The following is a 22,986-nucleotide window of genomic DNA, read 5'->3' as shown; positions in this document are numbered from 1 at the left end:
AGGAGTGCTCATGGGTGCATTCGATTGGTTTTGGAAGGCTATGGGCGCGCAGTCCGAGCGTAACGATAAGAAATCGAAGGCCGTCGTGGATGCCGCGGACTCCGCTGTGGAAGACATCGCGGCGCTGAGTGACAGCGCGGTGGCCTCCTCCGCCCGGGAATGCGTCAAGGACGGAGCAATCGCAGATAAGTCGACCTTCCTGGCAGCTCTCGCCGTTGCCAGCGAGCGCAAGCTGGGGATGCGCCCGTTCAATGTCCAGTCACAGGCGGTCCTGCGCTTGCTGGAGGGCGACGTGATCCAAATGGCCACGGGTGAGGGCAAGACCTTGGTGGGCGCCATGGCTGCCACGGGGTTCGCGCTCACCGGAAAGCGCGTGCACGTGGTGACGGTCAACAACTATCTGGCAGCGCGCGACGCCGAGTGGATGCGCCCCTTGGTGGAGTTCTTCGGCCTGACCGTGGCCTCCGTGACGGAGAAGCTGACCCCGGAGGAGCGCCGCGAGGCATATCGCGCGGACATCATTTATGCCCCCGTCAACGAGCTGGGCTTTGACGTGTTGCGTGATAACCAGATCACCTCCCGCGTTCAAACGGTGCAGGCGCCGGCGGACGTGGCGTTGGTGGATGAGGCGGACTCCGTGCTGGTCGACGAAGCCTTGGTCCCCCTCGTTCTGGCCGGCAACCGTCCCGGTGCGGAGTCCACCGGTCACATCACCAACGTGGTCTCCCGCCTGCGGGAAGAGAAGGACTACGTCATCGCGGAAGACGGGCGCACCGTGGCGCTGACGGATGACGGCGCGGCACGTGTCGAGCGCGAACTGGGCATTGATTCGCTGTACTCCGAGGACAACATCGGCACAGTGCTGGTCAAGGTCAACTTGGCGCTGCACGCGAAGGCGCTGCTCATCCGGGACATCCACTACATCATTACGGACGGCAAGCTGCAGCTTATCGACGCCTCCCGGGGCCGTGTGGCCGACCTGCAGCGCTGGCCCGACGGTCTGCAGGCAGCGGTGGAAGCCAAGGAAGGCCTTGAGGTCTCCGAAGGTGGGCGCATCCTGGACACCATTACTCTCCAGGAGCTCATGCGCCGCTACCCGCTGGTCTGCGGCATGACGGGTACCGCCGTCGAGGCGACCGACCAGCTGCGCCAGTTCTATGACCTGCATGTCTCCGTCATCGACCGCAACAAGGAACTCCAGCGCTTCGACGAGGCGGACCGGATCTACGCCACGGTGGATGAAAAGTCGAAGGCCATTGTGGAAGAGATTGCCGCTATTCACGCCACTGGCCAGCCGGTCCTCGTGGGCACGCACGACGTGGCCGAGTCTGAGGATTTGGCTGGGGCGCTGCGGGAGCGCGGCATCGCGGTCAGCGTGCTCAACGCCAAGAACGATGAGGACGAGGCGCGCATTGTGGCCGAGGCCGGCGACGTCGGCCGCGTGACCGTGTCCACGCAGATGGCCGGCCGCGGTACCGACATCAAACTGGGCGGTGCGGACGAGGAGGACCGGGAAACCGTGGTGGACAAGGGCGGCTTGGCCGTGCTTGGCACTTCCCGCCACCGCTCCTCGCGTCTGGACAACCAGCTGCGCGGTCGCGCGGGCCGGCAGGGCGATCCCGGTATGTCGCTCTTCTTTGTCTCCTTGGAAGACGATGTGGTCAAGCAGGGTGGAGAGGACGAATCGCTGTCCGCGCGGCCTGATGATACCGGGCTTATCGATTCTAAACGGGTGCGTGACTTCGTGGCGCACTGCCAGCGCGTGACCGAGGGACAGCTGCTGGAGATTCACGCGCAAACGTGGAAGTACAACCAGCTGCTGGCGGATCAGCGCGTGATCATCGATGAACGCCGCGCGAAACTGCTGGATACCACCCAAGCCTGGGAGGAGCTTGCGGAGCGGGCGCCGGAGCGTGCCGCCGAGCTTGCCGACGTCCCCGCGCACGCCCGCGAGCTGGCTGCCCGCGAGATCATGCTCTACCACCTGGACCTGGGCTGGGCGGATCACCTCGAGCTCATGGACGACGTGCGCGAGTCGATCCACCTGCGGGCCATCGCCCGGGAAACCCCGATCGATGAGTACCACCGCATCGCGGTGCGCGAGTTCAAGGACTTGGCGCAGCGCGCGGTCGATGACGCCGTCGATACCTTTAAGACCGTGGTCATTGATGTAGACGGCGCCCACCTTGAGGATCATGGCCTGTCCCGCCCGAGTGCAACGTGGACGTACATGGTTTCGGATAACCCCCTTTCCGGCGGCGGAAACTCCGTGCTCAAGGGGATAGGCAACATTTTCCGTTAATGGAATTTGGGCTGAGGCGGATCGCGCGCGGCGCGGAGTCGCTAATATAGATTAGGTCAACATCGATCCGACACTTCGGAGGTAAAAATGAGCGAGAACACCGGAACGCCGGAACCGCAGGCGGAGACCACTTCTGTCTTCCGCGCCGACCTACTTAAGGAGATGGAAAGCGGTAGCGCTGCGGGCTCGGACGCTTCCGTCGCCGGCGCTGAAAACCTGGCTGAGGGCCAGGCGCTCCTCGTGGTCAAGCGCGGCCCCAACGCCGGCGCCCGCTTCCTGCTGGATCAGCCCACCACCACCGCGGGTCGCCACCCGGAGGCGGATATCTTCCTGGATGACGTGACCGTGTCTCGCCGCCACGCGGAGTTCCGCGCCCAGGATGGCCAGTTCGAGGTCGTCGATGTCGGATCCCTCAACGGCACCTACGTCAACCGCGAGCCGCGCAACGCGCAGGTGCTCGAGGTGGGCGATGAAATCCAGATTGGCAAGTTCCGCTTGGTGTTCATCGCTCCGCAGTAAACACCGCTGGCTCTAACGCCATGACCGCGCGGGGTGGGAAGCAGCAGGCTTCCCACCCCGCGGTACATCAGAACGAAGTCGAGAAAGCAGTACTAGTCCCATCGTGAGCGCATCGAAGTCCACCGCCGCAGCAACGTCGCCTTCCTCGGTGAAGGCCACCACGCCGAAGGTACGGCCTGCCAAGCAGAAGCCGATGTCCATCGGTGTCATGCTCAAGCAGCTGCAACCGCAGTTCCCGGATGTCACGGTGTCGAAGATCCGCTTCTTGGAGGCCGAGGGACTCATTACACCTGAGCGCACGGCCAAGGGCTACCGCCGCTTTTATCAGAAGGACGTAGACCGGCTGCGCTATATTCTTACCGCGCAGCGCGATCACTACACGCCGCTCAAGGTCATCCGTGAGCAGCTGGAGGCCATGGACTCTGGCCAGGTGACCGCCATTGTCTCCGCGCAGAACGAGGCGCTGGTGAGTGCCGAGCAGCTGCGGGCGCCCGTGGTCAGCCGTCTTACCGATGCGGACGTGGCCGACCAGGCGGGAGCGACCCAAGAAGACATCGCTGACCTAGTAAAGGTTGGTCTCATCACGCCTGATGCTGCCGGTTTCTTCGATACGGATGACGTGTCCATCGTCTCCGCGGCAGTGGCGTTGAAGTCCTTCGGCTTCGAAGGCCGCCAGCTCAAGTCGCTGCGCAACGCTGCCCGCCGTCAGGCAGATCTCATCTCCCAGATCGCTGCTCCTGTGGCGCACTCGAAGTCTGATACCGCACCCCAGCAGGCTGAGGAGCTCTCGCAGCAGCTGGCCGCGCTGGTGTTGTCGCTGCACGGAACCCTGGTCAAGACAGAGCTGCGTGACGAGTTTAAGGGCTAGCCGAACCGGCTCGGACGCTCGCCTACGAAATATGGGAGAGTGGGAGCCATGAATACCGAGGAACTTAAATTTTTAGGCATCCATTCCGTAGGGCCAGAAAACCACCTGTGCGCCCTGTTTTACTGGGAGGAGGCTGACCGTCACGTCCCTATCTGGATTTCTCCCATCGACGGCGTCCGCGTCCTGCAGGTTCTAGAGCGCCACTTTAATGCTCGCCCCAGCACGTACGAGCTGCTCATTGAATTTGCGGAAAAGCTCGACGGCATCGAATCCATCTCTGTGGACCAACACAACAAGGGTGCTTTTATGGTCGAAATCATTGATGGTATGGGCAACGACTTCGACGCTCGAATCACTGATGCCATTGTGTTGGCTGACCATTTCGACCTGCCCATTACCTTCAACAAGGATCTCCTTGCTGACGTCGCGGTGTACATCGGTGACGACGACCTGAAGGAATACTTTGGCCTTGAGCGTGACGCAGCGAAGGTTCGGCAAGACGGGGGAGAGTCGAATGTCCAGGTTGATGACGGGTTTGAGCAGATGATGCGGGACTCGGGCTTTACGGAAGAAGACTTCCTCTCTGGCGGTGACGAGGACGGGGCAGGGAACTAGGACGTGCGGATTTCCTAAAAAAGTTAATGACACGCGTGTGACTAATGGTGACAAAGGGGACGAGAAAGTCTAAAGTTCAACTAGAGGTTCACACTGGAGGGCTCTTGACGTGCCCGACGGTGTGCCCTTTAATAGGAACTTAGAACTCCCACTAAACATCATTGGAGTAATTACGTGAGCAGCAACGACCACCACAGCGATAGTCTTCTCTATGGCGACCAGCACGATCAGGAGGTCCTCGAGACCTTCGAGGGTCGCCCCGGCTACGTCCAAGAGTCCCTCTTTGATATCGGGCCGGACGAGGAGCTGGGCTACCGTGTGCCGATCGCCTGCCAGGTTGCCGGCATTACCTACCGCCAGCTCGATTACTGGGCGCGCACTGACTTGGTCAAGCCCTCCATCCGCACCGCCCGCGGTTCCGGTTCCCAGCGCCTGTATTCCTTCAAGGACGTCCTAGTCCTCAAGATTGTCAAGCGCCTGCTCGATACGGGTATCTCCCTGCAGAATATCCGCTTGGCGGTGGACTCGCTGCGAGACCGCGGCGTAAACGACTTGGCGGAGCTGACGCTGGTGTCCGACGGTGCCACGGTGTACGAGTGCCGCTCCAACGACGAGGTGATTGACCTTCTGGCCGGCGGCCAGGGAGTCTTTGGAATCGCCGTGCCGGGCATTCTCAAGGAGCTCTCCGGTACGATTACGTCCTTCCCCGCCGAGCGCATCGTGGAGGAAGCTGGCACCGAGGACGTCGTCGTTGGCCTCGACGAGCTGGCTGCTCGTCGCAAGCGCAAGTCCTCCTAAACCTAGTCGGCCGGATAGGCCGCCGGGAGGTGTCTCACCGGCATCCTCACAGCTAGCTCAGCCCCCGCACTGTTGCTCACGTCAGTGCCGGGGCTATTGCTTGTGCTGTGGTTGTTTGGCTGGGATTGTTTAAATGTTTGGGGCCGCCGTGGACCCCGTTGCGGGCTAGACGCCGGCCGCGGCCGAAATAGCCTTGGCGTCTGCGGTGCTGTCGGAAGGATCGGTGATGGCCGTGGAGACGTCGGCAAGCTGCTCCAGTGTGGCATCCTTTTCGCCGTCGCCGACGTGGACCACACTGAGGCTCACGCCCTGAGCGCGCGCGTCCTTGAGTGCGGCAGAAAAGGTCTCATCGTCCATGTCCTGCTCGGTGCCGGTGGTGACTAGGACTACGCGGGCATCGCTGCCGGTCTCGGCCGCCTGGTCGGCGGCATTGCCCAGCGCGGCGATCACGGCGCTGCGGGTCTGCGGGACTCCGCCAGTACCGAACTGGGAGACAGCAAAAGCAACGTTTTCTGCTGGACCATAGGCCACGTTCTGGCGGTAGCCCACCGTTGCAGACTCCGAAATCGGGGAGGAGTAGTTCCACAGACCCACCTGACCGCCGTCTTCGCCGGCAGCGTTGGCCGCATCCGCCACGCCCTGGCTCACCGGTCCGAAGTAGGGCGTGAGATTAGCTGAGGTATCCAGCAGGAACAGTGTGTTCGCAGCGACCGTTTCGGCCTTTCCGGCCGGCTTGTCCGCGCTGTCCTTTTTTGCCGAGGACGGTGCTGCGGAGGAAGACTCCTGGGAGGTGGAGGGCGCGGCGGCGGAAGAGGATTCACGTGCGGAGGTGGTCTCCGCGGCTGTGGACTCGGACTCGGCAGCGGCGGTGCTCTCTACGGAGGATTCGCTTGCCGCTACCGAGGCAGCATCACCGGACTCAGTGTCATCGCCGCGGAAGAGGAAGAAAGCTCCAGCGATGAGTGCGAGAAGCACCAGAAGGGCCACGATGATGAGCCACGGTGCAACCGCGTAATTGTTCTTTCCGTCCGAGTGCCGGGACATCTTATTCCTTCCGCGCTGGGGCTACACGGACCTGCACAGTAGGCAACAAAAGTAATCGTTGGACGTTGCAGGTCACATTAATGGTTATTCATTGTAGCGCTCAGACAGTCCCGAAGAAGCGCGACAAGCCGCTGGCGAAGCGGCGCTGCAGTATCAGCCAGCGCCCGTTGGCGCTGCACGTACTCAGCCTTGCCCTCGGGCGTTTCAATGGGTACGACCCCGAATCCCCATTCGCGGCAGTCATAGGGTGAGGCCTCCATGTCCAAGCTGCGGGCTTGGACTGCAAGCCGGAAGGTGTCCAGGAAGAGCTCGCCGGGAACGATGGGGCCGAGCTTCCAGGCCCACTTGTACAGGTCCATGGTGGCGTGGACGCAGCCGGCCTGGTCGTGCTCCGGTTGGTCTTCACGAGTGAGGACCGTGAGGTTGAGCGGGCGGGCAGGCTCGGTGAAGAAGCGGAAGGCGTCGTAGTGCGTGCACTTGATGCGGTGACGGTCCACCACCTCGTTGGTGCCCTCGGCCCCAAGGCGCAGCGGCAAGTCGTGGCGCGGGGCATCGGTGTGGTAGACCATAGCCCATTCGTGCAGGCCAAAGCAGTCGAACTGCACCGGATTGACCGCTGTGCGCTCAAGCAGGTTGAGGATATAGCGCAGAGCTCCACCGCGGCGTTCCACGAACGCGTGAGCGTCCATAGTCACGCCTTCCTCCGTGCGGTGATAGTCGCGCCACTGAGCGTGGGGAACATCGTCACCTGCCAGAGTCACTCCGAACCCGGGGTGCCACCGCTTAAGGTGTGAGGGCCGGACCGGATAGTACTCAAAGAGGAAATCGTAGACCGGATGGTAGGAGCCCGGATGACGGTAGCGCGCAAGGAGTTCCTCAGCAGCCTCCTCGTGCTCACGCATCCGGGTCTGCCACGCCTCTGGCTGGAGAATCATCGCTGTCCTGCAGAGCGGTTGCTGCGCCGGCGACGATTGCCGTTGCGCCTAGAGCCGCCTGAGCGCTGCTGGTGTTGACCGGAACGGCCCGATTTTCCAGCCTTTTCCTTGTCGCCGGCCTTGTTCCTGGTATTGGCCGTGGCGGAGGTTTTCTGCGCACCCGGCTGCTGCTGGTTGGGCGGGCCCAGTGGCTCTCCCGTGGGTTTGCGGGCGCCGGTCATCTGCGCCAACTCCGGGCTGCTGGCGGGTTTATCGCGGTCACTGATATCGAGATCCGTGTGCTTCACGCCGGCCTTCTTGATGAGCTTGGCCACCTCGTCGCGCTGTTCGTCGGTGACCAGAGTGACTACCGTTCCGGAGTCGCCACCACGCGCGGTGCGCCCGGAGCGGTGCAGGTAAGCCTTGTGCTCTGCCGGGGGATCGACGTGGACAACGAGGGAGACGTCCGCGATGTCGATGCCGCGGGCGGCAATATCGGTGGCAACGAGGACCGGCACGCTGCCGTCCGCGAAGCCCTCGATGGCCCTGGTGCGCGCGCCTTGACCCTTATCGCCGTGGAGGGGCATGGCGTTGATGCCTACTCGGCGCAACTTCTTTGCCTGGCGGTCGACGCCGTGCTTGGTGCGCATGAACATAATGGTCTTGCCCTTGCGCGCACCGAGGCGCAGGACCACGTCGTTGCGGGCCTCGCGGGTACCGATGAAGATCAGGTGATGCTCCATCGTGTCCACAGCGGCTTCCACCGGCGCGGTGGAGTGAGTAACGGGGTCATGCATGAACTGCTTGACCAGTTTGTTTACTTCGCCGTCGAGGGTGGCGGAGAACAGCAGGCGCTGGCCGTCGTCCGGCGTGAGCTGGAGCAGCTTGCGAACCTGGGGGAGAAAGCCCATGTCAGCCATCTGGTCCGCCTCATCAAGGGCCGTGATACAGACCTCGTCGAAGAAGAGCTTGCCCTGGTTGATGAGGTCCTGTGCGCGGCCCGGCGTGGCCACCAAGAGGTCAACCGGGCGCGCCAAGGAACGAATGTGGCGGTTAATGTTCACGCCGCCAACCACGTCGAGGACGCGCAGGCCAAGGGCGGCGGCGGGCTCGTCCAGGCGCTGCTGAATTTGGGTGGCAAGCTCACGCGTCGGGGCAAGAACCAGCCCACGCGGGTGGCCAGGCCGAGAGACCCCGGAGCCGGCGAGGCGGGTGAGCATGGGTAGACCAAAGGTAAAGGTCTTGCCCGAGCCCGTCGGGCCGCGACCGAGCACGTCCTTGCCCGAGAGGGCATCGGGAATAGCGGCGGCCTGAATAGGGAAGGGGGACGTGATGCCCTGGTTGTCCAGGACACGCACGATGTCACGGGGAAGGCCGAGATCAGCAAAAGTAGTCATCGTGGAAAAGTGTAGTGTTCGGAACTTCCTGAGCGAAATGGGTGGCAGGTCGGCGCCCTGCAGTTGTGGATGCCGCCAAGGAAAAGAGAGAGAAGGGGAGAGGTGGGGGAATAGTCCTCGTCAGACGTTTATAGCGAAAGATTTCCACCCATGCATGGGTTACTCTACGGCTATGACCAATCCGTTCAATAATTCATCTCTCCCGCAGAACTCTTCAAACAATCAACCCCAGCAACCGCAGCAGTACCAGCAACCGCAGGACGGGTGGGGCCAGCCTAGTCCACCGCAACCCGGCTTTGGTCCGGGCAATGCGCCGGGGCAGAAACGTGGCTCCAACCCGGCTATGTGGATCATCCTTGGCAGCGTTGTCGCGGTGCTGCTCATCGCAGGCATGCTCTTTGCACTGCTGAAGGTCTCCGGCAATGGGGGCGGCTTCGGATTGCTTTCGCGTGGGGATAGCGCCTGGGACGATGAGTACTGGGAACAGCCCATCACCGCGCAAGAGGCGAAGAGCATCCGCAAAGAGGATGTCGTCACCGATACGCCGAAGGCGCTGGAGGGGCTGCCGACCACGTCGTGCACCGAATCCGCTTCCTTCTACGGCGACGTCGACGCTGACTCGGCAGAAGAGCTTCCGTGGGTGCGCTCCGTGGACTGTCGTTTTGGAGATGACGAGGAGTTCAGTGCCCACTACACCGAGAACGCGGATGCCATCGCCGCTGTCGAGGAAAATGGACTGAAAACGTACACCTCTGGACTCTCCTCTGCCCGGGGTTCCACGATTGGCTTCTACGAGACTGGGGATGAGTTCATATTGGTCGAGGTCCTCAAGGGGGACAAGGCCGTGATCGAGTACATCCTCGATGACACTCATTTGGCCGACATCGATGAACGAGACGTGGAGTTTACAGAAGCGCTCGTAGAAGCCGGCATCGTGGAATTGGAGTAGTAGACGGGGCCTAACATGCCCGTCTGTTGCGGGGGTCAGCAGGCGGGGACTTGACCCCGTGATGTGAGTCATTGCCGCTGATGCACTGTGAGATTCTGCTAGTTTGTGCACTATGACACACTCTCGTCCCGGATCTCCCGAACCGCAGCGTCCCGACCAGCCGCACGATTCTTCTATTCCATACAGTGCTCACGACAGTTCCCACGGCAGTACTCACGACGGTGCTAACGACGGTGCTCACGAGGTCGACTCGGCACAGCCAGCTCACGACACTCACGCCGACCACATCAATCACACCACGCACCCCGGCAGCCAACCCGCCCAGGGCGGCAGCGCCCAGCTGCTGGGACCTGACGCCACCCCAGAAAAGAAGTCATCGTCTAAGGGCCTCTGGATTGTCCTCGGCATCATCGTCGCCCTTCTGGCCATCGCAGCACTCGTCTTCGCGCTGCTGCGCGGCGGAAACGACGATGATCCCCAGTCCACCACGGCCGCCGGCAGCTCGACTGAGGCTGCGGCCGAGGACTCTGCCGAAGAAGGAGCAGAAGAGACCTCGGACCCGAACAAGCCCGCCAGCCCTTTCCCAGAGGGCGTGGACGAGGACTACTTTGACGACAAGCTCGACGCGGAAGAACAGCAGGAAATCCGTGACAAGGACCCCGAGCAGGTCCCCGTACCCGTCGAGCTCGCTGACCTGACTGATAGTTGCTTCAAGGATGCGTCGGTCTTTGGCCAGGTCGCGGAGGATGGCACCACCATCAGTGGCGTGGTTCCCACCATCATGTGCGTGTTTGGACCGGAGAACCAGTACGCAGCTCAGTACACGCGCAATGAAGATGCCGTGAAGGCGGAACGCCGCGCACTGCGCGACCAAAAGCTCAATGGGGGAGCGACCACGGTCGGAGTCTACACAGGACGAGGATTCTGATCTGGTGACGTTTACGTCGAAGCTTCAGGACAAGGAAGAGCAGGTCCTGGCCGAGACTCTTGAGACTAAGGACGCAGTTATCGAGTACATTGCTAGCGACGGTGACAAGGACGCTATGAACTCGGTGCTCGTTGACGCCGGCATCATCCGGACCCTGGACAGCGTTATGAAGGAAAACGAGGCGAAGCTGAACGAATCGACCTCTTAACGCGCCATCACCGAGTAAACCCCCATCCGGTAGCAGGGGCGTTGACAAAGATACGCCCGCGTACTGGATGGGGGTTTGCGCTGCCCGAGTAGGGGGAGGGGGACCGAATTACTGCTCGCTCTGGGAGCGGTCGCCGGACCACTCGATGTGGAAGGTGCCTTCGTGGTCGACGCGCTTAAACGTATGGGCGCCGAAGAAGTCGCGCTGGCCCTGGATTAGTGCGGCCGGCAGGCGCTCTGCGCGTAGGCTGTCGTAGTAGGACAGGGAGGAAGCGAACACCGGAACCGGCAGGCCCAGCTGGGTAGCGGCAACGATGACGCGGCGCCAGGAATCGATAAGACCGGTCACCTCGCCCTTGAAGTAGGGATCCAGAATCAGGGCCGGAAGCTGCGGGTTGGTGTCGTAGGCCTCCCGGATCCGGTCGAGGAACTTCGCGCGAATGATGCAGCCGCCGCGCCAGATGGTGGCCAGGTCACGCGGGTCAACATCCCAGCCAAACTGCTCGGAACCAGCCTTGATCTCGTCGAAGCCCTGCGAGTAGGCAATGAGCTTAGCGGCGTAGAGAGCGCGGCGAACGTCCTCGATGAAAGCCTGCTTGCCCACGCCCAGGGCGTCGATGCCAGCGGCGACCTCGCCAGCCGGAAGGTCCTCGGCGCGAGCGGCTTCGCGCTGCGCGGTGGCAGAGGACAGCGCGCGGGCGAAGACGGACTCGGCGATGCCAGTGACTGGCACACCCAGGTCGAGGCCGTTGATGGCGGTCCAGCGGCCCGTGCCCTTCTGGCCGGCGGCGTCCACGATCACGTCGACAAGTGGGGCACCCGTCTCCGGATCCTTCTGAGCCAAGACCTCGGCGGTGATCTCAATGAGGTAGGAATCCAAGTCGCCGTCGTTCCACTCGCGGAAGACCTCAGCGATCTCCGCCGGCTCCATGCCCGCCCCGTAACGCAGCAGCTGGTAGGCCTCACCGATCACCTGCATGTCGGCGTACTCAATGCCGTTGTGCACCATCTTGACAAAGTGGCCAGCGCCGTCGGGTCCAATGTGGGTCACGCACGGGGTGCCCTCCACGTTGGCTGCGATGGACTCCAGAATCGGACCCAGGGTCTCCCACGACTCCGCCGGGCCACCCGGCATGATGGACGGGCCGTTAAGAGCGCCCTCCTCGCCACCAGAGATGCCCGCGCCGACGAAGTGGCGGCCCTTCTCAGCCACCTCCTTCTCTCGGCGGATCGTGTCGGTGAACAGGGAGTTGCCGCCGTCGATGATGATGTCACCCTCATCCATGGCCTCTGCCAGCTGATCAATGACCGCATCCGTTGCCGCACCGGCCTTCACCATGATGATGGCCTTTCGCGGGCGCTCCAGGGAGGCAACGAAATCCTCGACGGTCTCAGAGGGGATGAAGTGGCCCTCATCGCCGTGCTCCGCAATCAGGGTGCGGGTCTTTTCCGGGCTGCGGTTGTACACGGCGACAGTATTGCCGTTGTGTGCGAAGTTGCGCGCCAGGTTGGAGCCCATGACAGCCAGGCCCACGACACCAATCTGAGCGAGTTCAGTCTTTTCAGCAGTTTGAGTCATGTTCACCATCCTACGTCACCGCATTGCAGTACTCTGGTGTGGCATGAACCACGCTGAACACGCTGAACAATTCGCGGCACTTCTGGCTGCCGCGCAGGCCCGCCCACTCAATGAGGAGGAGATGAAGCTCATCAACTCCAACCAGATGGGCCTGGGAAAGCTTATCGGTCTGCGCTACACGCTGATTTCCGCCGATGAGATCCGCTCAGAGATAGATGTCACCCCGGATCACCACCAGCCGTGGGGAGTGGCCAACGGCGGACTCTACTGCACTTTGACGGAGACCACGGCGTCGATTGGCAGCCTCATCGCCGCTGGCCAGCCCGTCGTCGGCGTCAACAACAACACCGACTTCTTGAAGCCGGTTGCTAGCGGCACCATTGAGGCAGTGGCGACACCTCTCTACAAGGGCCGCCGCACGCAGCTGTGGGAGGTCAAAATCTCCCAGGGGGACACGCTAGTTGCCGCCTCGACGCTGCGCACGATGGTGGTGCAGAAGTAGCCTCTACAGCCAGTGGTTGCGGCGGAACCACCACCACATGATGGCGACCACGAGCACCATGAGCCCGAGGGAACCATAATAGCCCCAGGCAAAGTGCAGCTCCGGCATGATGTCGAAGTTCATACCGTAGATGCCGGCCACGAGCGTTGGTGCCGCCCACATGCCAACTACTGCGGAGATGGTGCGCATGTCGGAGTTCTGCTGCATCGATACCTTGGCCACGGAGGCGTCGATAAGAGAGGTGAGGCGTTCGTCGAACCCAGCCACCTGGTCCTTGACCACCAGCTCGTGGTCATTGACGTCACGCAGGTAGGAGCGGATGGTCTTCGAAATCAGGTCCTTGTGGTCCGAGTTCATCGCCTTGAGCGCCACCGAGAGCGGATTCGATCGCGTGCTTCATCTCTAAGATCTCGCGCTTGAACATGTAAATGCGGTCAATGTTGGGCTGCGAGTTCGGAGTGAAGACCTCTTCCTCTAGCTCATCAACCTCAATGGCAATGAGGCGGCAGATTTCGGAGTAGCGGTCCACCATCATGTCCAGGATTTTCCAGGCCATCGCCACAGGTCCCAGCTCCACCAGATCCTGCTCGTCCTGGACCACGTAGGCCAGGTTAGGAAGCTTGGCGGAGTGGCGCACGGTGATGATAAACGTATCGCCGATGATCATCTGAACCTCACCGGTGGAGATGATCTGGCGCTTATCGGCTACCTCGTCATGGTCCCGGTAGTTTACCGATCGGGCCACCATGAAGAGCTGGTCGTCGTAGCGCTCCAGCTTCGGGCGCTGGTGGGCTTGGACCACGTCTTCGACGATGAGTTCGTGGATGCGGAACTCCGAGGCCACCTTGGTCATCTGGGACTCCATGGGCTCATACAGGCCCACCCACACGAATCCGCGGCCGTATTCTTCCACGGTTTGCAGCGCGCTGTGCGGGGTGAATTCGCCCGGCAGGGCCTCGCCGTCAACAAAAACACGGCAGTGCTCGATGGCGCGTTCTACCGGCACGGAGAAGGTGCGGGAGGGACTGGGAGGATCGTTTCTCTTGCGTGGCCTAAAGGGCGACGGTACAGACGGCATCGTGTCAGCCTCCTTCTTCGTGCTGGGCGCGAGGCAAGCCCCGTGCTAATTTCGTTGAGCGGCTAAAGCTTACACCGTCTGAGGGCATATAATCGTTTTCATGCCTACGTGGAAAGAAGTAACTGCAGCTAACCCGAACCATTCCCATAATTTCGCGCGGAAGTGGAAGGTGTTGCAGGCCCAGGGCAAAGACATCAACGGTGAGGCCCGGCTTATCGACGCTATGGTGGAGCGCTCCGCCCGCGTCCTAGACGCCGGCTGCGGCTCGGGACGCTTGGGCGGCGAGCTGGCCAAGCGCGGGCACACGGTGATTGGTGTCGACGTCGACCCGATTCTCATCGAGCATGCCGAGCACGACTACCCGGAGGCCCAGTGGGAGGTCGGGGACCTGTCCGTTGACGAGATCCCCGAGGGCAATTTCGACATCGCCGTAGCCGCGGGAAACGTCATGACGTTCATCGCCGTCGACGGACGCGAGGCAGCACTGCGCAACGTCTTCGCGGCTCTGCGTCCCGGCGGTCGCTTCGTGGTGGGCTTCGGTGAGGGGCGCGGCTGGGGCTTCCAGGAGTTTTTGGACCTAGCGCTGAAGGTGGGCTACCGCGTCGATTTCACCTTCGCGTCCTGGGACATGAAGGTATTCAAGGAGAGCTCCACCTTCATGGTGGCGGTACTCACCCGCCCGGGAGCAGATTCGTTGGGCTAGTCCCGCCGGCCCACGGCCACGGCGGGGAGTACACAGCCACGGGGTGAGTTCAGATACGAGAAAAGGGGAGAGGCGCTCGGCGTCTCTCCCCTTTAGCTATGCTCAGGCTGTGTCTCCTGGTGCGTCGCTGCTAGTCCTTGTTCAGGGCGTTGCGGGCGACGCGTTGCTGCTGGGTGATTTCCAGGTTGCCGCGGTCACGGGAGACGGCGTTGAGCAGCCAGTGCAGTGCCACCAGCGTGCGGCTGCGGAAGCCCACGATGTAGGCAATGTGCAGGCCCAGCCAGGAGATCCACGCCGGGAAGCCGGAGAACTCGGTCTTGCCCAGCTTGACCACGGCGTTGAAGCGGGAGATAACCGCCATGGAGCCCTTGTCGAAGTAGTCGAAAGGCTCGGCCTCGTTGGCGGTGGACTCCTCATCAATCTTGGCCTCGATGAGCTTGCCCACGTGGGTGCCGCCCTGGATGGCCACCTGAGCCACGCCCGGGAGGCGGTTGAGGGAGATCATGTCGCCCACAATGTAGACGTTGTTGTACTCGCCTACGGTGAGGTCCTCGTTAACGGAGACGCGGCCGGCGCGGTCGGACTCGACACCAGCCTGGTCTGCCACCATCTTGCCCAGCGGGGACGCGGAGACACCAGCGGACCAGATCTTGGTCGCGGCCTCGATGGTGACCTCTTCCTCGTTCTTCATGTTCTTGTAGGTCACGGCGTCCTCGGTGACGTTGGTGACCATGGCGTTGAGGCGCACGTCGACGCCCAGCTTCTCCAGGGTGCGCTGCGCCTTGCGGCCTAGGCGCTTGCCAAACGGCGGCAGCACCTGCGGGGCACCGTCCAGGAGGTAGATCTTAGCGGAGGTGGAACCGAAGTTGGAGTAGGTGCCAGCGAAGGTGCGCTGGGCCAGCTCGGCAATCTGGCCGGTGAGCTCAACGCCTGTCGGGCCAGCGCCGACGATGACGAAGGTCAGCAGCTTCTCGCGCTTGGCCGGATCCTCTTCTAGCTCCGCCTTCTCGAAGGCGGAGATGATGCGGGAGCGGATCTCCAAGGCGTCGTCCAGCGTCTTCATGCCCGGCGCGAACTCCGCAAAGTGGTCGTTGCCAAAGTAGGACTGGCCGGCACCTGCTGCTACCACGAGGGAGTCGTACTCGTAGGTGCGGGTGGTGCCATCGAGCTCAGCGGTAACGGTCTGGTCCTTAATGTTGATGTCGGTGACATCGCCGTTGACGAAGTGCGCGTTGTCCTGGTTGCGCAGGATCTGGCGGGTGGACGGAGCGATTTCGCCCGCGGAGATAACACCGGTGGCCACCTGGTAGAGCATCGGCTGGAAGAGGTGGTGATTCTTCTTATCGATGAGGGTGATCTCTACGTCGGCGTCCTTCAGCTGCTTGACGGTGTTAATGCCGCCGAAGCCGGCACCGATGACGACGACGTGGTGACGGCCGCTATTCGGACGGTGGGGAGTGTGCTCCATGGTTGTTGGCTACCTTCCTCAGAAAGTTAGAGTATTTTTACCGCAGCTAGTCTAAACCCTTGTACCCGTACATGCATACTTTATGGGCCATTAACTGGCTTTTTGGGCCGCGCCTCCACCCGCATGCCGGGGCCGGGCACTAGTGTGGAAATACATTTGTGCGACGAGGAGGCTGCTTCCACCGTGTATGACCACCTAGCTTCGATCGATGCCGAGGCGTGGCCCGGCGTGGCGTCCGTTCCGTCCTCGCGGCGGGCGCGCCACTCGGCCCGGCGCGAGGAGGCGGAATTCGCCCAGGCGTGTGCCAAGGCGGGGATTGAGCTCGAGGGCGAGGACCCAGACATCACCGTGCTGCACGATGCCCTCTTTGCCCGCATCGCCGACTCCGGTTGGCTGGGGCTGGGGGAGTCCTACCTTGCGGGGGAATGGACCACGCCTGATTCCGACCGGCTGGTCACGGTCCTGCAGCGCCTGCTTGGGGTGGGGTACCGGCCCAAAGCTAAGGAGCTTCCGGTGGAGGATTCCACGCCGGGTGAGCTGCCGATGGATCTGGTGAGGCTGTACGCGGGTGATTCGCTGAGCCATTCTGGCGGAATTTTTGCCTCGGGCGTGCCCACGACGGTGCGGCAGGCCGTGCGCAGCTACAGCTCGGGTCGGCGGGAGCCGAAGGAGCACTTCGTCGACGTCACCACGGTTTCGGAGCCAACTGCCGCGGACCGAGACGATTTGGGTGATGCACAGCGCCGTGCGGCGCAGTGGCTTCTCGACGCCACCCGGTGCACCGCTGGAACCCACCTTCTGGTCTATCCCGCAACCGGACTGCAGGTGGCGGTGCAGGCGGTGGCCCGCCGCGCCACGGTGGACGTGCTTACCGGTGACGCTGAGCAAGAGACCGTTTTTAACGAACAACTGTTGCTCGAGGGCGCAGGCGATTCCGCACACGTGGAGGTCATCGATTCCGCGCTGCCGGAGCCGAAGCGCTGGCGTGGACGTTACGACGCCATCGTGAGCGTGGAGAAGCTAGAAACCCTGTCACCGGTGGAGCGGAAGCACTATGTGCAGGTGCTGGATCGTTCCCTGATAAGCGGAGGAAGGGCGGGCATCGCGTCTCTGTTTGCCACGGACAAGATGACCCCGGCGGCGCGCTCTGCACTCCAGATTTTGCGGGCCTACATCTGGCCGGGACTGGACTTTCCCACGGTGGAGGAGACCCACCAGCTGTGTGATAAGCGCTCCAACCTGCGCATCGTGGCGCAGACTCACGTGGGTTCGCACTACGCGGAGGCTCTGCGTTTTCAGCGCAGCTTCTTCGACGGCCGCCTTCGGGAGGCCGCCGCCGCGGGCTTTGACCAGGTCTTCCGGCGTTTGTGGACGTTCCAGTTCGCACTGCGTGAGGCACTTGTGACCTTGGGCATGGTGGACGCGGTACAGCTGGTGGCCACGCACCGGCACCGCGGTGGGCGGCGCTAGTCGAACATCACTTGACCTTCACTGGAGGATCACTGGGCCTTGACGGTCCGCTTACCGGGTCTACACTGGGCGGCGCCAACGCCAATCCACAGTGCAATGCCGGAGGAAAAGGACATGTCAGACGGAACAGGAATCATCGCGCACCGAGGATATAACGGGTGGTACCCGGAAAACACCTACCGCTCCTTTGAGGAGGCGCTGAAACTTGACGTGGCGGGCGTGGAGTGCGATGTCAACCTGACCAAGGACGGCCACGTCGTGGTTATCCACGATCAGACTGTGGACAGGACGTCGGACGGCACGGGCGCAGTCGGCGAAACGACGCTTGAGGAGCTTCGCGCACTCAACGTTGGTACTGCCCAGGATCCCCAGCGCATCATGCTGCTGAGTGAACTTGTAGAGCTTGTGGAGTCCTACCCCGGGAAGCAATTGCTCATCGAGACCAAGCATCCATCTCCATTCGGCGCTCGGCTCGAGGAATCGGTGGCGGAGGTCCTGCGCACTAGGAAGATGGATGCCGACCCACGCATGAGCCTCATTTCCTTCAATCCTGAGGCGATTGCCCGCTTCCGGGCGCTGTTGCCCGCGCTGCAGTCCTTCCTCCTCCTGGAACCGGCGGACGTCCTTCCACAGTCGCTCGCGGACGCAACCGGCTACGGCCCCTCCATCCGCCAGGCGCGGATGGAGGCGGACTTCTTTGACGGCGTTGATAGCCCGTCCTACGTGTGGACGGTCAACCTGCCAAAGGATATGGCATGGTGCCGCGAGCATGGGGTAGAGCTCATGGCGACGGACCTGCCGGAGCTGGCGCTCGAGGTCCTCGCCCAGCGCTAGCAGGGGCGATTCGGGTCAGGCTCTGTGACCACATCTCCCTAAAAGGTCTAGTTGTGATTGGCGTGACATGCGGGGGTGTATGAGTTTTCTCTCAGTTCGCTCCTCGTGGCGTTGGCGTGGCGTTTCCCGCGCGTGAAGACGGGTTTGGTGAGCGCAGCGCCGGAAGTTTGTCCGTTGTTTAACCGAAGAGAACCTTTAATAAACCTTTTGTTAACCGTGTTGGTCTAGCTTCTTCTGCATGGCAACATCCAACCCGGCAAGCGTGCGCACGGCCGCCATCCCGGCCGTGACCGAAAAGCCGGTCGTCTCCGAGGAGTACGCGCGCAACCCGCGCAAGCGAAAGCTCGACTGGAGACAGATCGGTCTCGCGGCACTGCTTATTGGCCCCAACCTTCTCCTACTCATCTTGTTTACGTATCGGCCGTTGGTCGATAACATTCGTATCTCCTTCTTTAACTGGAATATCTCGTCGCCGACGATGACCTTCGTCGGCCTGCAGAACTACATCGATTGGTTCCAGGCGCCGGATACCGGCCGCGTGGTGTTTAACACCGTGGTGTTCACCTTCTTCGCGGTTGCGGGCTCTATGGTGCTGGGCCTTGGACTGGCCCTGCTGCTGGACCAGAAGCTGTTCGGCCGCGCGGCGGTGCGCTCGATTGTCTTCGCGCCCTACGTCATCGCCGGTGCTGCCATCGGTGTGGCCTTCCAGTTCGTCTTCGACCCGAACTACGGTCTTATCCAGTACTTCCTGGGGCTCATCGGGGTAGAGTCACCGAACTTTTACCAGGATCAAAACTGGGCACTGTTCATGATTACGGTGACCTACGTGTGGAAGAACGTCGGCTACGTCTTCGTCATCTATCTTGCTGCCCTGCAGGGGCGCCGCCGCGATCTGGATGAGGCTTCCGAAATCGACGGCACCCCGGCCGCGCGTCACTTCTTCCGGGTCGTCCTCCCGCAGCTGCGCGGCACCACCTTCTTCCTGCTGATTACCGTGCTGCTCAACTCTTTCCAGGTCTTCGACATCATCAATGCCATGACCGGCGGCGGGCCCTTCGGGTACGGCACGTCCACGATGGTGTTCCAGGTGTACCAGGAGACGTTCATCAACAACCGTGCCGGATACGGTGCTGCGGTGGCCACCATCATGTTCCTCGTGGTGCTGGTCATTACGGTGCTGCAGATCAAGCTGCAGGAAAGGATGGACAAGTAAATGTCTGACAACCACGCAATCCCGGCGTCGGTCCAGGTGGGGCTGCCGCAAGCGAAAGGCGAGCTGCCCCCGGTTCCCGGCTCCCAGTCCATCGCTGCGCCCGTCATCACTGAAGCCCAGCGCAAGCGTCTGGGTGCGCCGATGGACCACACGCACCCGGCCACGAAGGTCATCGGCTACATTGCCTTGGCGCTGACTGTCCTGATGATCATGGTGCCGCTGTACTTCATCTTTATCACCAGTTTCAAGTCCTTCCAGGACGTGTACTCGGATCCGATTACCTTCTGGCCCAACCCGTTCAAGGCTGAGAACTACTCCTACGTCTGGCAGACGTCCGGCTTCTCCAGCTACTTGAAGAACTCCATCTTCATCACTCTGATTCTGACGGTGGTCGAGGTGGTCCTCGGCGTGCTGTCGGCTTATGCCTTCGCGTTCATCCGCTTCCCGGGCCGCAACCTGCTGTTCATGCTGATCATCGCCTCACTCATGGTGCCGAACCAGATCACCATCATCTCGAACTACTCGCTGGTTGCGTCGCTGGGGTGGAGGGACACCTATGCCGGCGTCATCATCCCGCTCGCGGGCGTGGCGTTCGGTGCCTTCCTCATGCGCAATCACTTCCAGTCGTTGCCCCCGGAGATTCTGGAGGCTGCGCGCATGGACGGGGCGGGCTTCTTTACCACTTTGTTCCGCGTCGTCCTGCCCATGTCGTGGCCAACGCTGTCTGCATTTGTCCTCATCACCGTGGTCACCGAATGGAATCAGTACCTGTGGCCCTTCCTCATTACGTCCACGCCGGCCTCGTCCACCCTTCCGGTGGGCCTTACCCGCCTGCAGGACGCGGAAGGCGTTACCAACTGGGCGCCGGTGATGGCGGGCACCGTGCTCACGACCTTGCCCATGATCCTCATCTTCCTGATACTTCAGAAACCGATGATCAAGGGTCTGACCGCGGGCGCGGTCAAGGGTTAGCCAGCCGGCTATGTCCGGGCTACGTCATTGTCCACCCATCACGTCCATACATCTATCTACATTCAAGGAGAACTTCCCATGTCTCGTAAGGCATCTACTCGCATCGTCGCCGTCTGCGCGGCACTTCTCACCACCGCTTCCCTGACCGCATGCGCGGGTGGCTCGACCACTGCAAGCAACGGCTCCAAGGACGGCGGAGACGCCAACACCATCACCTTCTGGTCCAACCACCCGGGCTCCTCCCGTGACCTGGAGCAGGAGCTTATCGACGAGTTCGAGAAGGAAAACCCGGACCTGAAGGTCGAACTGGTGACCGCCGGCTCCAACTACGAAGAGGTTGCGCAGCGCTTCAACGCGGCGCTGGCCGGCGGCGACCTGCCGGACGTCCTCGTCGCCTCCGACGTCACCTGGTTCAACTTCGCGCTCAATGAGGCCACCACGCCGCTCGATGATCTGTGGGAGATGAACGACATCGATTCCGACAGCTACGTCGATACCCTGCGTGAGGACTACAAGTACAACGACAAGCACTACGGCGTTCCGTACTCCCGCTCCACCAACCTGATGTACTGGAACACCGATGACCTCAAGGCAGCCGGCCTGCCCACCGACCGCGGCCCGAAGGACTGGGAAGAGTTCGACGAGTGGGCAACCGCCATCAAGGACAAGCTGGACAAGCCTGCCGTGACCGTTCCGGACGGCTCCAACTACCTGGACTGGTACTTCCAGGGCATGATCTGGGCCTTCGGCGGTTCCTACTCCAACGAGTGGGAGCCCAACTTCACCTCCAAGGAGTCCATTGAGGCCGGAAAGTTCCTGCAGGATCAGGTCAAGGCTGGCCACATTGAGATCGCCACCGACCCGACCGTGGCCTTCGGCTCCGGCAAGGCCTCCGGCCTTCTCGAGTCCACCGGCTCCCTGGGCGGCCTGAAGGAGACCGCCACCGTCCCGTTCATCACCACCTACCTGCCGGGCCCCGGCCCGTCGGCAGCTACCGGTGGCGCTGGCCTGGCCGTGCCGAACAATATCTCCGACGAGCGCAAGGCCAACGCGGCTAAGTTCATCGACTTCTTGACCAACACCGAGAACACCATCAAGTTCTCCCAGAAGACGGGCTACATGCCGGTGCGCAAGGACGCCCTGGAGGATCCGGAGGAGAAGAAGTTCCTGGAGGAGAACCCGAACGCGCAGACCGCCATCGAACAGCTCAACGAGAACACCCAGCCGCAGGACTACGCCCGCGTCTTCGTTCCGGGCGGCGGACAGCGCATCGGCGGCGCCCTGGACCGCATCACCGTCGGAGACGAGGACGTCGAGACCGTATTCGGTGACCTCCAGAAGGAAACCCAGAGCGTTATCGACCGCGACATCACCCCGAAGCTCAAGTAACTCTTCGGAACGTTTGAAAGGACATCATGGCTACTGTTGAATTCCGCCAAGCTTCCAGGATCTATGATCCGAAGAAGCCACCGGCGGTCAGCCGCATTAACCTCCGCATTCAAGACGGCGAGTTCTTGGTGCTCGTGGGCCCTTCGGGCTGCGGCAAGTCGACGACCTTGCGCATGCTCGCCGGCCTCGAGCCGATCGACGAAGGCCAGATCTTCATCGACGGTTCGGACGTGACGGAGACCCGGTCCCGGGACCGCGATGTAGCCATGGTGTTCCAGTCCTACGCGCTGTACCCCAACATGACGGCGCGCCAGAACATGGCGTTCGCACTGCAGAACGCCAAGGTGGACAAGGCTACTATCGACGAGCGCGTGGACTTTGCCACGAAGATGCTCGAGCTAGAGGACCTCATTGACCGCAAGCCAGCCGCGATGTCCGGCGGCCAGCGCCAGCGCGTGGCCATGGGACGCGCCATCGTGCGCCAGCCCAAGGTCTTCCTCATGGATGAGCCCCTGTCTAACCTGGATGCGAAGCTGCGCGTGTCCACCCGTGCGCAGATCCTGCAGCTGCAGCGCGAGCTCAACACCACCACGGTCTACGTCACGCACGATCAGACCGAGGCCATGACCATGGGTGACCGCGTCTGCGTGCTCAAGCAGGGCATCATCCAGCAGGTTGACGCCCCGAACACGCTGTACGAGAACCCGGGCAATACCTTTGTCGCCACGTTCATCGGTTCGCCGGCGATGACGCTCATCGAAAATGTGCCCTTCGTCGACGGCCGCGTGGTTGGCGGCAAGGACCACGCGCTGGACTACTTCATGCCGCGCGAGCAGGCGGCCAAGGTGGAATCGGACCGCGTCATCGTCGGTGTGCGCCCGGAGAACTGGGAGATCGTCGGCGTGAACCAGCCGGGCGAGCAGTACGGTCTGCCGGTGCGTGTCGACATTGTGGAGCACTTGGGCTCCGAGCTCTACGTATACGGCAGCCGCGAGGAGACGGCCGATGACGTCATCGCCGTGCGCGGTGACCGCATCACCGTCAAGGTGCCGCGCGGCATCGCCGTGGACCAGGGCGATACGATCTACCTGCGCCCGATGGAGGGCGGCTGCGTGTTCTTCGCTCCCGATACCGAAATCAACTACGACTACCTTTAAACCGCGTGCAGCACTGATGTAGCTGCAGTATCTGCACAGGTGCAGTCGCACTGATGCGCCGGGTCGAGACTCCCACGTGG

Annotated in this window: 21 protein-coding genes and 1 pseudogene; 16 read left to right on the top strand and 6 right to left on the bottom strand. The window is 62.1% G+C overall.

Annotated features, from left to right (window positions below; all coding sequences use genetic code 11):
* Positions 1-10 precede the first annotated feature (10 nt).
* From secA2 to ACKFR8_RS02870, 5 genes are all read left to right on the top strand, one after another.
* On the top strand, positions 11-2,302 hold the full coding sequence (gene secA2 / locus ACKFR8_RS02890) for an accessory Sec system translocase SecA2 (RefSeq protein WP_408930546.1): 2,292 nt from the start codon (positions 11-13) through the stop codon (positions 2,300-2,302).
* An 87-nt stretch (positions 2,303-2,389) separates the two neighbouring features.
* Complete coding sequence (gene odhI / locus ACKFR8_RS02885; protein ID WP_408930545.1) at positions 2,390-2,821, top strand: oxoglutarate dehydrogenase inhibitor Odhl; 432 nt, start codon at positions 2,390-2,392, stop codon at positions 2,819-2,821.
* Between the two features lie 103 nt (positions 2,822-2,924).
* On the top strand, positions 2,925-3,689 hold the full coding sequence (locus ACKFR8_RS02880; RefSeq protein ID WP_408930544.1) for a transcriptional regulator FtsR: 765 nt from the start codon (positions 2,925-2,927) through the stop codon (positions 3,687-3,689).
* Positions 3,690-3,737: 48 nt separating this feature from the next.
* Complete coding sequence (locus tag ACKFR8_RS02875; RefSeq protein ID WP_408930543.1) at positions 3,738-4,304, top strand: bifunctional nuclease domain-containing protein; 567 nt, start codon at positions 3,738-3,740, stop codon at positions 4,302-4,304.
* A gap of 288 nt (positions 4,305-4,592) precedes the next feature.
* On the top strand, positions 4,593-5,102 hold the full coding sequence (locus ACKFR8_RS02870; RefSeq protein ID WP_408930971.1) for a MerR family transcriptional regulator: 510 nt from the start codon (positions 4,593-4,595) through the stop codon (positions 5,100-5,102).
* A gap of 165 nt (positions 5,103-5,267) precedes the next feature.
* Here ACKFR8_RS02870 and ACKFR8_RS02865 read toward each other — a convergent pair whose 3' ends face one another.
* The 3 genes from ACKFR8_RS02865 to ACKFR8_RS02855 all read right to left on the bottom strand — a co-directional run bounded on the left by ACKFR8_RS02865 (position 5,268) and on the right by ACKFR8_RS02855 (position 8,457).
* A complete protein-coding gene (locus ACKFR8_RS02865; RefSeq protein ID WP_408930542.1) occupies positions 5,268-6,146 on the bottom strand; it encodes a vWA domain-containing protein in 879 nt (292 codons plus the stop codon).
* Between the two features lie 77 nt (positions 6,147-6,223).
* Complete coding sequence (locus ACKFR8_RS02860) at positions 6,224-7,081, bottom strand: 3-methyladenine DNA glycosylase (RefSeq protein WP_408930541.1); 858 nt, start codon at positions 7,079-7,081, stop codon at positions 6,224-6,226.
* Positions 7,078-8,457: a DEAD/DEAH box helicase gene (locus tag ACKFR8_RS02855; protein WP_408930540.1), complete on the bottom strand. Its 1,380-nt coding sequence runs from the start codon at positions 8,455-8,457 to the stop codon at positions 7,078-7,080. The genes ACKFR8_RS02860 and ACKFR8_RS02855 overlap by 4 nt, the downstream gene beginning before the upstream one ends.
* Before the next feature lie 172 nt (positions 8,458-8,629).
* Between ACKFR8_RS02855 and ACKFR8_RS02850 the strand changes: the two genes are divergently transcribed.
* The 3 genes from ACKFR8_RS02850 (at position 8,630) to ACKFR8_RS02840 (ending at position 10,542) form a co-directional block, all read left to right on the top strand.
* On the top strand, positions 8,630-9,406 hold the full coding sequence (locus tag ACKFR8_RS02850; RefSeq protein ID WP_408930539.1) for a hypothetical protein: 777 nt from the start codon (positions 8,630-8,632) through the stop codon (positions 9,404-9,406).
* Between the two features lie 112 nt (positions 9,407-9,518).
* Entirely contained in the window at positions 9,519-10,334 is an 816-nt protein-coding gene (locus ACKFR8_RS02845; protein WP_408930538.1) for a hypothetical protein, read from the top strand.
* Positions 10,335-10,338: 4 nt separating this feature from the next.
* Complete coding sequence (locus tag ACKFR8_RS02840; protein WP_408930537.1) at positions 10,339-10,542, top strand: hypothetical protein; 204 nt, start codon at positions 10,339-10,341, stop codon at positions 10,540-10,542.
* Positions 10,543-10,650: 108 nt separating this feature from the next.
* On the opposite strand, the gene gndA is transcribed toward ACKFR8_RS02840, so the two are convergent.
* Positions 10,651-12,120, bottom strand: coding sequence for an NADP-dependent phosphogluconate dehydrogenase (gene gndA / locus ACKFR8_RS02835; protein WP_408930536.1), 1,470 nt, complete (start codon positions 12,118-12,120; stop codon positions 10,651-10,653).
* Positions 12,121-12,163: 43 nt separating this feature from the next.
* On the opposite strand from gndA, the gene ACKFR8_RS02830 reads away from it, so the two are divergent.
* Complete coding sequence (locus tag ACKFR8_RS02830) at positions 12,164-12,622, top strand: PaaI family thioesterase (protein WP_408930535.1); 459 nt, start codon at positions 12,164-12,166, stop codon at positions 12,620-12,622.
* A 3-nt stretch (positions 12,623-12,625) separates the two neighbouring features.
* Here the strand turns inward: ACKFR8_RS02830 and corA are convergent.
* Positions 12,626-13,700: pseudogene (gene corA / locus ACKFR8_RS02825) on the bottom strand (magnesium/cobalt transporter CorA).
* Positions 13,701-13,800: 100 nt separating this feature from the next.
* Here corA and ACKFR8_RS02820 point away from each other — a divergent pair.
* Positions 13,801-14,403 carry a class I SAM-dependent methyltransferase gene (locus ACKFR8_RS02820; RefSeq protein WP_408930534.1) on the top strand — a complete coding sequence of 201 codons (603 nt, stop codon included), beginning with the start codon at positions 13,801-13,803 and terminating at the stop codon, positions 14,401-14,403.
* A 130-nt stretch (positions 14,404-14,533) separates the two neighbouring features.
* Here ACKFR8_RS02820 and ACKFR8_RS02815 read toward each other — a convergent pair whose 3' ends face one another.
* Complete coding sequence (locus ACKFR8_RS02815; RefSeq protein ID WP_408930533.1) at positions 14,534-15,871, bottom strand: NAD(P)/FAD-dependent oxidoreductase; 1,338 nt, start codon at positions 15,869-15,871, stop codon at positions 14,534-14,536.
* Between the two features lie 183 nt (positions 15,872-16,054).
* Here ACKFR8_RS02815 and ACKFR8_RS02810 point away from each other — a divergent pair, with 183 nt between their 5' ends.
* From ACKFR8_RS02810 to ACKFR8_RS02785, 6 genes are all read left to right on the top strand, one after another.
* Positions 16,055-17,341 (top strand): class I SAM-dependent methyltransferase, encoded by a 1,287-nt coding sequence (locus tag ACKFR8_RS02810; RefSeq protein WP_408930532.1) that lies wholly within the window; start codon positions 16,055-16,057, stop codon positions 17,339-17,341.
* Positions 17,342-17,455: 114 nt separating this feature from the next.
* Positions 17,456-18,175: a glycerophosphodiester phosphodiesterase gene (locus ACKFR8_RS02805; RefSeq protein WP_408930531.1), complete on the top strand. Its 720-nt coding sequence runs from the start codon at positions 17,456-17,458 to the stop codon at positions 18,173-18,175.
* Positions 18,176-18,413: 238 nt separating this feature from the next.
* A complete protein-coding gene (locus ACKFR8_RS02800; protein ID WP_296132299.1) occupies positions 18,414-19,388 on the top strand; it encodes a carbohydrate ABC transporter permease in 975 nt (324 codons plus the stop codon).
* Entirely contained in the window at positions 19,389-20,360 is a 972-nt protein-coding gene (locus ACKFR8_RS02795; RefSeq protein ID WP_296132303.1) for a carbohydrate ABC transporter permease, read from the top strand. It begins immediately after the preceding gene.
* Between the two features lie 78 nt (positions 20,361-20,438).
* Positions 20,439-21,749 carry an ABC transporter substrate-binding protein gene (locus tag ACKFR8_RS02790; RefSeq protein ID WP_296132305.1) on the top strand — a complete coding sequence of 437 codons (1,311 nt, stop codon included), beginning with the start codon at positions 20,439-20,441 and terminating at the stop codon, positions 21,747-21,749.
* A 26-nt stretch (positions 21,750-21,775) separates the two neighbouring features.
* A complete protein-coding gene (locus tag ACKFR8_RS02785) occupies positions 21,776-22,906 on the top strand; it encodes an ABC transporter ATP-binding protein (protein WP_296132307.1) in 1,131 nt (376 codons plus the stop codon).
* The last annotated feature ends 80 nt before the right edge of the window (positions 22,907-22,986 follow it).

Source organism: Corynebacterium axilliensis (genome assembly GCF_046097495.1).
Lineage (GTDB): Bacteria > Actinomycetota > Actinomycetes > Mycobacteriales > Mycobacteriaceae > Corynebacterium.
Note: the sequence above shows the minus strand (reverse complement) of the source record. Positions and strands in the feature narration are given on the sequence as shown.